An 11,566-nucleotide genomic window follows, 5' to 3' on the forward strand; every position below is an offset into this window, starting at 1 on the left:
GCTACTTCAGTCGTGCATGCCCGGCCGGCCGGCGCCGTCGGGCAGGTTCCGCGATTCGCGGACCAGATACAAGGGCCGCCGTTTGGTTTCTTCGTAGATGCGCCCGATGTACTCGCCGAGAATTCCAATCGCTACCAGTTGAAGGCCACCGAGGAACAGGACTGCGACGGCGAGGGAGGTCCACCCGGGAATCAGTCCCGTGCCACCAGTAAATCTGTAGACCGTCAATGCCACCATCAAGGCCATGCTCGCGGCGGCGAAGAACAGACCTGCGTGTGAGGCCAGCCGCAGCGGCTGGCTCGAAAACCCGGTAATGCCATCCAGCGCGAACTTGACCATCTTGCTGAGCGGATACTTCGTCTCTCCGCCGTAGCGACGGTCACGATCGTAAAATACTGGCGCCTGATTATAGCCGACCCAAGTCACCAGTCCCCGGACGAAGCGGCTCTGCTCCTGGAGACGTTTCAGGTCTTCCACCACGCGCCGTGACATCAGCCGGAAGTCGCCCGTGTCGAGCGGAATCTCGATGGTGGTCATCCGCCGAATGAGCCGGTAAAACGCGGTCGCCGTCGTCCGCTTGAACCACGTCTCACCATCGCGCTTGCGGCGTTGAGCGTAGACCACATCGAAGCCCTCCCGGTACTTCGCATAGAGGGTTGGGATCAACTCAGGCGGGTCCTGCAGGTCCGAGTCCATCACCACGACCGCGGCGCCGGAGCTGACGTCAATACCCGCGGTGATCGCGATCTGGTGCCCGAAGTTTCGGCTGAGATTCACGGCCTTCACCGTGCGATCGGCGCTCGCGAGATCCAGGATCCCTTGCCAGGATCCGTCTCGGCTGCCGTCGTTCACGAGAACAATCTCGTGGGTCAACCCGGTCCCGACCAGCACTGCCTTTACCCGGCGGTAGGTCTCGGCCAGGCCGGACTCCTCGTTGAACACCGGTAAGACCACGCTGATCTCAGGCGTCGTCTCCGCACCGCCTCCGCCTGTTCCGCTCATGCTTCCCTCACTCACCGGGGCGCTCCTTTAATTTGGCTCAAAGCCTAGCGGCCAGCCGGACCCGGCTTCGCGACCAGTCCGAACTTGTTGAGCACAATCGAGGTGTCGAGTCCTTGTGGCAGGACGTTGGCGACCAGGATCGAATAGGCCCCTCGGCCGGGTGGGGCGATGACGACGGTGAACTCACCCGCCTCGGTGACGTTGATCTGCGACACCCATTTGTTGTCTCTCAACAGGCCGATCGCGATCCCGCCCTTGGTGACATGGCCACTGACGAGCAACCGGCTGTCCGCATCGAGACGCCGTTCCCTGGTTTGCACCAGGTAGGTGTACGCGCCTTCGGCTTGTCCCTGGAAACTCCAGACGCCGGCGTCGTGGGTGACAATGCCGGCGCGGTAGCCAAGCTCTTCAGGAGTGACCGGCTCGATCGGTCCTGACACGGCGGCCGCGCTGACCACCAAGCCAGCGGGCACCGTCTGCACGTCTGGGCCAGCGCGCTCATCCAGCTGTTCCAATTCGGGATGCAGGGCCGCCACGACGAGTCGCCTGGCGTACGTTGCCGCTGGCGGTTGGTCGAGAATCTCTCCAGGCGACACGGCGAATCGGCTGGGCGGACTTCCCTCGCGCGGATTGCAGTTGGCGTACACCACCCGGAAGGCCTGCGTCTCGTCCACCGTGAACTGGAGCTCGCCTCGCGTGCGGTCCGGGGTGACCAGCCACTGCCGGCCGTCACCATTCAGGATGCCCGTGCAGACCCGGCCGCTCAAGGTCCGCATGGAGATGCGGATCGTCACCTCGTGGGATTCACGGACGCGCACAAAAGGGCTCATGAGCTGGTAGCCTGACCCGCTACCGTCGCCGGTCACCACCAACTCGTTGCCCTCGACTCTGGCTTGGTTGCCAGTAGTCGCCTCCCATTTCTCGAGCGAAGGCAGCGGGAGCGCGCGCGAAGGCAGCTCATCGCGTTCGAGGAGCCCGACCACGGGGTAGGCCGTGACCGCGGCAATCCGCGGGGCCGCACCATTATCGAACTGGCTCACAGACAACGGACCTCCGTTGTGATCGGCGAGCAGGAAGACCAGGGTGTCGCCGGCCAGATACGGCGCGAAGTCCCCTTCTGGGCCGAGCTCGCTCATGGTCTGAACCAACATGGACGACGAGGTGGCCGTAATCATCCGCCGCTCGGTGTCGCCGGCACCCGGCACCACCGACACCCGCAACAGGTAGGGCCCCGGCGGGAGCTCTCCGGCGAGCGTTATGGACGGCCGGGTCTCGGGCGGCTCCGCTTCGTACCCGACGCGCAACACGACGGGCGCGACTTCCTTGAACTCCGCTGGCGACGGCGGGCCGACGCGGTGCAGCCATTGTTGGCGTCCGGGCACGTAGACGCTCACGTGGGGCACGGCCCGGTCGGGATCGACATTGCCCGCGTGACGCGCATAGGTCCTGGAGACACCGTAAGGGGTCGCCGCGACGAGTGACACCAACCGGAGGTTGTGGCCCGGGATAAACTTCTGCGTCTTAGCCAGGAGCCCCTCGGGACCACGGGTGGTCATGAGCATGTTGTCCCGCAGCTCCGGGTACCCAAGCACCACGTAGTCTGGGGACAAGGACTCGCGGCGAGATTCGGGCACCCTGGAGAGGAGTGCCATCGCATCGACCCAGTTGATCATCTGAATGCGATCCGGGGCTTGCAGACCGAAGATGACTGAACCCCACGCGGTGGCGCCATCCGGAAGTGGTTCGATGACCTTGGCGGCGTACTCGGAAAACGACACCCAGGTGTCGATGCGGCGAATCCGCCAACTGTCGGCCGACAGTTGCCAGGCGAGTTGCCGTCCCGCCTGGGCCGTCACCAGCACCAAGGCGACGACGCCAACGACAGACCCAATTCGCGGGTTCCACTGACGGGCGAGCCACAAGGTTAACCAGAGCAGCGTCGCCGCTGTCCAAACGAAGAGCACCTGGTGCAGCACCGCGTAGCCGGAGTGGTAACTCGTGTACCCACCGCCCGTCAGGGTGTAGCCGGTCCACGCGACAAGGGGCGGCAGCATGCTGGCCCGAACCACGCGGCGTTCGGGCGCGTTCATCCGCTCCCCTACTCCCGCCAGCACCCAACTTGCGGCAAACACCGCGCCGACCACGTAGCGCATGCCCGGAGAGAGGTAGACGAACGCGTAGTTGAGGTGATGACCGATCGCGACCAGGAACGTGTCCGATCGCTTGGTCAGATCCCGATAGGCCGTCAGGAACTGCCACTGGGTTCCGAAGTCGAAGCCAAACGACGCATAGAACATCGCCAATCCGAGGGCGATGCCGAGGATCAGCGCCAGGCTCGCGCGCCACAAGTATCGCCAGGTGCTCGGGCGATCGGTGCTCTCGCGCAGGTCCCCCCAGGCGACCACGGCCAGCACCAGCACCGCGCTCGGGATGAGGCTGGCCGCGATCAGGTGGGTAAAGGCCCCACACGTCGCGGCAAGGCCCGCACCGAACCAATAGACCGGGCGTGACCGGAGCGCGCCGAGGCCGGCGCACACCACAAACGCGAGTGCGAAACCGGAGACGAGAATGTCGGGCCTGGCCATCGGCCACTGGCTGGCTTCGAACGCGTACAGCATCCCGAGTCCGTAGAGCACGGCAACCGTCGCGCGGTCGCGTCCGCTGAACCACGCACCAGCCACGCCGATGGTGGCCAGCAGCACCCAGAGATGGATTGACCTTACAAGGGTCAGGCTGAAACCAAACAACCACACCAGCCCACCGGCCAGATAGAAGTACCAGGGGCCATAGTTGAACTGGCCATCGAGCCGCGACATGTCCGCCAAGACCGGGCTGGCGGGAAAGCCGTAGCGACCGTAGGTCGCCAGGTCATAAGCGATGTTCGCCTCACTATCGTCCACGGCGACATAGATGGAACGATCGACGTAGCGATAGAAGTCGTGCGTCATCTTGGCCGCGGAGATCACCAGGGCGAGCCACAGCGCCAGGTACATCAACCGCCACAGCCCGCTTCGCATCCTGGTCAGCATTTGGACTTCGCTCCGTGGATCTCCGGACTCACAATGGTCACATACTCCCTGCCGATGAGAGCGAATCGCTCGCGCACCGACCACCCGAACTTGGCGTACATCGCGATGACACCGTGATTTGCCGCCAGCGTCTTGGTGCGGCAGCGATTCACGTGATGGCGCGCCAGGTGGTCCAGGGTGGCCTGGACCAGCGCCTGGCCCACACCAAGGCCACGCCACTCGCGGTCGACCGCGATCAGAAAAATCTCGCCCTTGACCGGGTCAGACTTGCTGGTCAGAACCGACGCGAACACTTCGGCGCTGAGCCTGAGATGACGGGGATCGCGCAACGCCGCGCGCACGGCATACCAGGCAATTTTCACAACCGCGCGCCGCATCACGTCGCGCGAGAAACTCCCGGCGTCGTGGGCGACGGTCACAAAACCCACGGGCCGACCGCGGGCGACTGCCACGAGGTTGATCCCATGCTCCGATGTGAAGGCGGTGGGATAGTGCACCCGCTCGAGGAAATCGAGGCCCAGTGACGGGAGAAAATCATCGGGCAGCGCGTGGTAATGGATCGCGGCAACAGCTGGAATCTCGTCGAGGGTCGCCTGGCGGACGGTGACCTCGGGTCGCGCCAATGGCTCCCTGCCCATCAGGCGACGCGGGCATCCGTGGCCCCGACGGTCCGCGGCAGGACGTTGACCTGCGCTACCACCCGCGCGCGCGCAGCATCTGACAAGTCCGGATGCACCGGTAAGTTGATCGTATGGCGGCTATTCGAAAGCGAATTCGGGAACTCGCTCTCGGCCGCGGGTCCGTACTCGGGCAGGTGCGGCATGCTGTACTCAATCAACTGACCGAGTTGCACGCCGGCCGCCAGAAAGTGCTTCAAGGTCTCATCGCGATTGGCCACGCGGATGGGAAAATGCGAATAGCTGGTGCCGGGCACCTCTGGGGGGATCACCCAATCGGCCGGCGGGCGCAGGTTGGCGCGGTAGAATCGCGCGTGCTCGCGGCGCCGCGCGGCGAACCCCCGGTAGCGAGCGAGCTGCGCCAGCCCGACCTGTGCTTCCACATCGCTCATCAAGTCGAGCGCATCGGGCGGAAGCCGGATCAGGCCATCAAGGTGGTAGGCCTTGGTCAGGCCGTCGAGCAGCGGCGTCTCGTCCTGCAGCCACCGGACGAAGCCATAGCATGGCGGGCTGAATGCTATGGTCGAGGCCACGAGATAGGCCTGCTGGCCGCGCCGTTTCCCACCCGAAGACTGCGTAAAGTGCGTGTCCCGGTACTGCCTGATCGAGGCGGCCAGCTCCGCGTTGTTGGTCGTCAGCATGCCGCCGAAAATCGACGTCATCACCTTGCTGATGCCCAGTCCGAACAACGCGACGTCGGCCGCGGCGGTAACCGCCCGACCGTTCCACTCCGCGCCGAAGGAATGCGCGCAATCCTGGACAATCCAGATCTTGTGCCCCCACGTGGCGGCGGCGCGATCGACGATGGATTGGATGCGGTCGATGTCGGCAGGAATGCCAAAGAGGTGGGTGGCCAGCACCATCCGCGTGTCCGCGCCAATGGCAGCCTCCAGCTGCTGAAGGTCCATGTTGTAGCCGCCGGTCTCGCTGTCGACAAACCGGCAGCGATTGCCGCTGACGACCACGGCATGGGCCACGACAGAGCAGGTGTAGGCTGGGATGATCACTTCGGCGCCGCTCAGCCCCAGAGCCTTGCACAACGCGAACAAGCCGCCCCGCCCGTAGTTAAACGCGATGCCGTGGCTCGCGCCGAACTGGGCCGCAAACGCCTGCTCGAACCGCGGCACCGCATCCGGCTGGGGCCGCATGGCGGCGGTCAACTCGGCGGTGGTGATCGCGGGCTTGAAGCGGGGAATCATGATGGCGTTACCGGCGCGCCTCGATGACCTGGTAGAACCCCCACAGCCCTGCGAAACGGCGATCGATCCAGCCGAGCACTGGTGCGCCGGCCCGCAACACGGGAATGATGTCGGCCATGCGGCGGAACCCCGGCTGCACGTTGCGAATCTCCACGACGGAGAAGCCCCGGAACATCGCCAACGCCTCGCGGTTGGAGTAGGCCTTGAGCGTCGGCACCCCGAACAGCTCGAGCAGCGCGGTGCCACGGCTGTCGTTGACTCCGTGCTTACCGCGCGCCCGATCGGCAATTCGATCGCGCTTGGCGCGCCGGCGATCGCGCGCGTGCCCCCACGAGCGCAGCAGCGTCGTCGCCCACCACTTCGGATTGCCCGTGCGATACAGCATCACGGTCGCCGTGCCGCCGGGCTTCAGGACGCGCCGCACTTCCTGGACCGCGCCGTCGGTGTCCGGCGTGTGATGCAACACGCCAAACGAAACGACCGCGTCGAAACTGGCGTCGGCGAACGGCAGCCTTTCGGCGTCGGCATGCATCAGCGTGAGCGTGTCGTTACCCAACTCGCGCTTGCCTTCGGCGGCCCGGCGCAACGACGCATCGGACATGTCCATCCCAACTACGATGGCGCCAAGCGACGGCAAATGATTGGCGAGCGGCCCCTGGCCGCAGCCGACTTCGAGTACGCGCCGACCCTGCCACGAGTGCCGCGCGACCGCGTCGTACATGTACGGCTCGACGGTATGGTACCAATTCATGAACTCGCGGTAACTGGCCCACTGGCCGCCGCATGGATTCGAGTTCCAGAACTCGCGACCGGCTTTTTTCTGGGGCGGGTTGGTCGTGCTCACAGCGTCCATGCTCATACCGTCCTGGCCCACTCATCAAGCGTCACGAAGCTGTAGTCTGCCGCAATCAGGTCCACGGCGCGTTCGAAGAGCTCCAGCTTCTGCTTGAGCGGCACCCGCAGCGCCTGCGGCACGTAGACACCGGTGTTGACACCCGGCACCTGGTCGGCGAGGCCATGCTGGTTGTAGTCAACGAAGTCGGAGAGGTGAAACTGGTACTGGATGGGGTACTGCATCGACCGCAGGATCCGATAGCACCTGGCGAACAGGTCGAACCCACTGGCGAGCAACAAGGTAGCCCAGAAGGGAAACCGCACGCCCGGCACCACGGTCAGCGGCAACTCGATGAGTCCGTTGCTGCCGCGGCGCGCGAGGCTGGTCGCGTCCGAGCGATACGGCTGCAGGGGCGCGAACATATAGGACAGGTGCCCCAGGGTGGTGCGATCGCCGCCGGTTCGCTGTGACGTGTTCCACCAATGGAGAAACTTGAAGAGGGGCGTCAACGACATCGGGTGCACCGACGAATCGTACAAATAGCCACGCCGCTGCAGGATGCCGATCGCATCGTCGCCCATGTTCCAGCCCGGCGACCGAAACCCAATCGGGCGCTTGCCGATCACGGCGTAGCAGGCGTCTTCCATCCCGGCGATCTCGCGTTCCTTGTCGGCCGCGGACAGGAGACGGAACCCCTGCGCGTGGGTCATCGTGTGATTGGCGATCTCATGCCCGTCGTTCGCGACGGCGCGAATGACACCGTGATCAGCCGGCCGGGTGAAGTCATCACCGACCATGAACAGCGTGGCCTTGATGCCGTACTTGTCCAAGAAAGTGCAGGAGTTCTCGAGGCCGATGCGCAGCTCGTCGTAGGTATACCCGCCGGCGCGCCGGCACCCACGCCCGCCATAAATGGACTGGAGCGTGTCGATGTCGCTGGAAATAGCTCCGCGAAGCATGCGATCAGGAACAAGAAAAGACGAACCCCGTCCGGCTACTGCCGGACGGAGTGAGGATTGGCGTCGTTGTTGGCAAACCGGTCCGACGAGCTGACGACGTGGGCGCCGCGGCCCTTGCCCATGACGGTCGCCTGGAACAGGCCGAATGCCATGGCGCCCTTGCGCCGAATCTCGCCGATGCTGCCCGACTGGCGCAACTGCTTCATCACGTACTTCGGACGGAAGTAGAACGAGCGGGTCGCCTCGTCACGGATGTCGAGCAGCTGCCGCTTGTTGAGGTGTTCTTCCCAGAAGTGCGGCACCACGAAGTTCGGGGTCGGCTTCTTGGCAAACTCGAGCCAGAAGTCGTAGGGGATCACGCCCTGCTTGAGGCCGTCCTCGTACATCTCGGTGCCGGCATACGGCACGGTGACCGAGAACGTCGAGTAATCAGGGTCGAGACGCTTGGCGAAGCGAATGGTCTCGCGCATGTCTTCGACGGTTTCACCGGGCAGGCCCAGCATGAAATACGTGAGGACCTGAATGCCGTGCTTCTTCGCCAGCGCCACCGCGGCGATCGCCTGGTCGGTATCGATCGACTTCTTGATCGTCTTGAGCGTCTTGTTCGAACCCGACTCAATACCGAAGTGGATGCGCTTGCAACCGGCCTTGGCCAGCCACTCCATGGTCTCCGCCGTGGGGCTGCTCACGCGATCGCGAATGGCCCAGTCGAACTCCAGGCCCTCTTCGACGATGCCCTTGCAGATGTCCACGAGGCGCTTCTTCGACCAGGTGAAGGTGTCGTCGTAGACCTCGATCTCCTTGATCCCAAGGGCCGCGATTTCCTTCATCTCGGCGACGACGTCGGCGGCGCTGCGCGACAGCACCTTCTGAAACGACAGCTTGCAGAAGGTGCACTTGTACGGGCATCCGCGGCTGGTGATCATCGTCGTCACGTAATCGCCCTTGGCCAGCACGCTGTGATACGACTTGTACGGCAGCATCTGGCGGTCAGGGTGAGGCAGCGAGTCGAGATCGCCGTGGATGTAGAACTCCTGCTCGCCCGCCTTGACGCCGTGCTCCTTGAAGTGGAGGCCGGGCAGGTGATTCGGCTTGTAGTCGTTCGACAGGCCGTTGACGAGCCAGAAGAACGGAATCTCGCCGTCGCCGACGATCACCGAATCGCAGCCGGAGTGCTCGAGCGTGACTGCTGAGTAGATGCCGACGTGCGGACCGCCGACCGTGACGTGAATGTTCGGATCCACTTCCTTGGCAATCTGGATGCAGCGCCACGCGTCGTACCAGAAATCGGTCCACGCGCACACGCCAACGACGTCCGGCTTGTATTCCTGGATCTCCGCCTTAATCTGTGCTTCGGTCAGCCGCAGAACCTGGCAGTCGATGATCTTGATGTCATGATCGGTCTTGGCCTTGAGGTACGCCGCGACAAACATCGGGCCGAGCGGTGGCTTCACGCCAATGCCGGTGTTGTCATTATCCTGGAACGTATACATAGCCCGCACGGCGTGCTTGTCCGGGGGGAAGATGAGCAACGTACGCATCTTCTTCCCGGCACGTTCGACGCGCGGATCCTGAAGGTTCAGGAGATTTTCGGCTTTTAGCAGCATTGGGTACTCAAATTGGACTTTTAGGACTCAAATTCTAGCATATTCGTCGCACCTGGCTGACAAGTTCTTTCTGATCAACAAATTACAGCCAGTTCCATCTGGGCCGTCAGCGACGAATGACGAAGACCGGCCGCCCGCCAATGGTCTTTTCGACGATCGTCGCGGCGGGAAACTCGGCTACGAACATCTGCGCGATCCGGGTGGTCAAGTCTTCGGTAATCACACAGTCCACTTCGCGGAAGTGCTGCCGGAAATACTCGAACTCCTGGTCCCACATCGCTGCGTTGAGGATCATCGTTGAACGGTTGAAGCGTTGGGGGGCCGGCGTCAGGTCGAGCATGAAGTAGATCAGCCCGGGGTCATTGGCGGGAAAGCTCTCCACGAGGGTGGGCCGCGCCCCCACCAGCTCACGAATACTGGTCGCTACCTCAAGGAACTCGCGCATGCTGACGCTGCCAGCAGCCAAAACGGGCTCATCGGTCAGAAAGGCGGTCGCTCTCTGAAACGGAATGCGCGTCTCGGGCCCCGGCGCGGCCGGAGGCGTATCCGCGAACCTGGGCGCCGCGAAGAACCTCTGCAGAGGCGCCGAAATCACGGATACGTAGGTGTTTCGCAGCGTCAATCCGATGGGAAATACGTACCACAGTGAGGCGGCAAGAATCAGGCGGGCGGTCCACTGCACGGCGGAACCGCGAGCAACCCACGTCGGCACGTCCCGGACCGCCAGCAACAGCACGAACGGCAGGGCCAGCATCGTGTTCTGGAGATGAGCCGCATCGCTTCGAAAGAGCGCGGTCATGTATGAGGCCGCAAGCGCGCTGAGGAACGCCAATACCCGGAGTTGCGCGGCGTCGAGACCTCGCCGCAGTTGGAGCCGTGACAGGTCGAAAATTGTAATCGTGCCAAGGGCAGCGATCACAAAGGGGGTCAGGTGAAACGTGCGCAACTGCGGGGTCGGCCCATCGCTCCACCAGGTATTGCTGAAGCCCATCGCGACCGCGCCCGACACGAGGAAGTAGTTCTGGATGAACTCGCCGGCGGCGCCGTGGACCAGGTAATAGAAGAGGATGGGGGTCCACATAAGGGCAAACCCGGCTGCCATCTGGCCAAGGATTGCCACGAGGTCGGCAAGCGAGCAGTTCTCAGCAGCCCAGGCCATGGCAAGAAAAAGCGCGATGGCAATCAGCGTGGTGGATCCGCTTTCTTGAGAAATCCAGGCACAGACGCCCCAGCCGATGCCGGCGCCAAGGGCCGCCCAGGCCGGAAAGGGCCTGCTTCCCACCTGGCGAATCGCGAGCGGCAACAACGGCACAACCAGCAGGGGACCAAGGTAGCGCGCACTGTTCCCCCACCCCCACCAGCCATTGATGATGCCGTCCTCGCCGAACTGAAAGAACCCCAGCGGCGAATAGGCCACTCCCAGCACGGCCACGAGTGGGACGGCGAGAATTCCGAGGTGAAAATACGCCAGCAGCATGACAGCCGTGAACACCACTAGGTGAATCGCTACGGACGACTCACGAAAGCCGACGATGTCGAAGCGGCCAACCGCCTTCATGAACGTGTAGGTGAACAACTGAGAACCGGCGCCATATTGGGTCGAGGCCGGCCCGATGTACGGGAGGAACCCCTTGTCGATTGCCTGCAGGGCCCCGAGGTGTGCCTGTGCGTGGTGGTCGATCATGACGTGCCGCTGCTCGACATGCCATGGGGGGCCGACAAAGAACCAGGCCACCAGAACGGCCACCATGAGTCCCACGATCGGGTGCCAGCGAGAGCGCCGGGCCTCGAGGGCCGGCGCCCCTGGCGGCTGACCGTCAGTGTGCAGGCGGCGAAAAACCAGGGGGAAGACGAGACAGGTCGCGAGGAACAGCAGGTACAGGCCCCCCAGCCATCGCTTGTTCAACAGGCCATACGACGACCACTGCTGGGCGTCGTAGCTGTTGCGCCACACGAGCAGCCAGAGGGCTACGGGCAACAACAGGATGGCGGCCTGCAGCGCAAGGGCGTAAGCCTTCGATGTTGCGTCCGCCGGAGACAACCCACGGCCGTCGACCGTATCAAGAGGCTTGGCCGCGGGGATCAGCGCCACGGAGACCACCAAGGCCGCGACCACCCAGCCCACGAGCGTGTGGAGCGACACCGGCGGCGAGGCCGGCTGCAGCACTCGCTGGATCCCCAGCACCGCTAGCGCCAGCACCGCGCTGCCGGCCGCGGTCTTCGGCATCAGCGCCCACGCGCCCTCCGCCGAGAGCGCG

Annotated in this window: 8 protein-coding genes; all 8 read right to left on the reverse strand. The window is 63.9% G+C overall.

Annotation, left to right across the window (positions count from 1 at the left end):
* Positions 1–6: 6 nt before the first annotated feature.
* Positions 7–1,002 carry a glycosyltransferase family 2 protein gene (locus Q8T13_00460; GenBank protein MDP3716222.1) on the reverse strand — a complete coding sequence of 332 codons (996 nt, stop codon included), beginning with the start codon at positions 1,000–1,002 and terminating at the stop codon, positions 7–9.
* 44 nt (positions 1,003–1,046) lie between these two features.
* Positions 1,047–4,019, reverse strand: a complete 2,973-nt coding sequence (locus Q8T13_00465) for a hypothetical protein (GenBank protein ID MDP3716223.1) — start codon at positions 4,017–4,019, stop codon at positions 1,047–1,049.
* Positions 4,020–4,024: 5 nt separating this feature from the next.
* Complete coding sequence (locus Q8T13_00470; protein MDP3716224.1) at positions 4,025–4,654, reverse strand: GNAT family N-acetyltransferase; 630 nt, start codon at positions 4,652–4,654, stop codon at positions 4,025–4,027.
* A 14-nt stretch (positions 4,655–4,668) separates the two neighbouring features.
* On the reverse strand, positions 4,669–5,907 hold the full coding sequence (locus tag Q8T13_00475; protein MDP3716225.1) for a DegT/DnrJ/EryC1/StrS aminotransferase family protein: 1,239 nt from the start codon (positions 5,905–5,907) through the stop codon (positions 4,669–4,671).
* Positions 5,908–5,914: 7 nt separating this feature from the next.
* A complete protein-coding gene (locus Q8T13_00480) occupies positions 5,915–6,760 on the reverse strand; it encodes a class I SAM-dependent methyltransferase (GenBank protein MDP3716226.1) in 846 nt (281 codons plus the stop codon).
* Between the two features lie 2 nt (positions 6,761–6,762).
* Positions 6,763–7,701 carry a polysaccharide deacetylase family protein gene (locus tag Q8T13_00485; protein MDP3716227.1) on the reverse strand — a complete coding sequence of 313 codons (939 nt, stop codon included), beginning with the start codon at positions 7,699–7,701 and terminating at the stop codon, positions 6,763–6,765.
* A 35-nt stretch (positions 7,702–7,736) separates the two neighbouring features.
* A complete protein-coding gene (locus Q8T13_00490; protein MDP3716228.1) occupies positions 7,737–9,242 on the reverse strand; it encodes a radical SAM protein in 1,506 nt (501 codons plus the stop codon).
* Between the two features lie 172 nt (positions 9,243–9,414).
* Positions 9,415–11,475, reverse strand: a complete 2,061-nt coding sequence (locus tag Q8T13_00495) for a hypothetical protein (protein ID MDP3716229.1) — start codon at positions 11,473–11,475, stop codon at positions 9,415–9,417.
* Positions 11,476–11,566 lie beyond the last annotated feature (91 nt).

The organism is Acidobacteriota bacterium, assembly GCA_030697165.1.
GTDB lineage: Bacteria > Acidobacteriota > Vicinamibacteria > Vicinamibacterales > UBA2999 > 12-FULL-67-14b.

Coding starts and splice junctions, on each gene's coding strand:
- Q8T13_00465 (MDP3716223.1), bottom strand. CDS start 4,019: ATGCGAAGCGGGCTGTGGCGGTTGATGTACCTGGCGCTGTGGCTCGCC.
- Q8T13_00480 (MDP3716226.1), bottom strand. CDS start 6,760: ATGGACGCTGTGAGCACGACCAACCCGCCCCAGAAAAAAGCCGGTCGC.
- Q8T13_00485 (MDP3716227.1), bottom strand. CDS start 7,701: ATGCTTCGCGGAGCTATTTCCAGCGACATCGACACGCTCCAGTCCATT.
- Q8T13_00475 (MDP3716225.1), bottom strand. CDS start 5,907: ATGATTCCCCGCTTCAAGCCCGCGATCACCACCGCCGAGTTGACCGCC.
- Q8T13_00460 (MDP3716222.1), bottom strand. CDS start 1,002: ATGAGCGGAACAGGCGGAGGCGGTGCGGAGACGACGCCTGAGATCAGC.
- Q8T13_00490 (MDP3716228.1), bottom strand. CDS start 9,242: ATGCGTACGTTGCTCATCTTCCCCCCGGACAAGCACGCCGTGCGGGCT.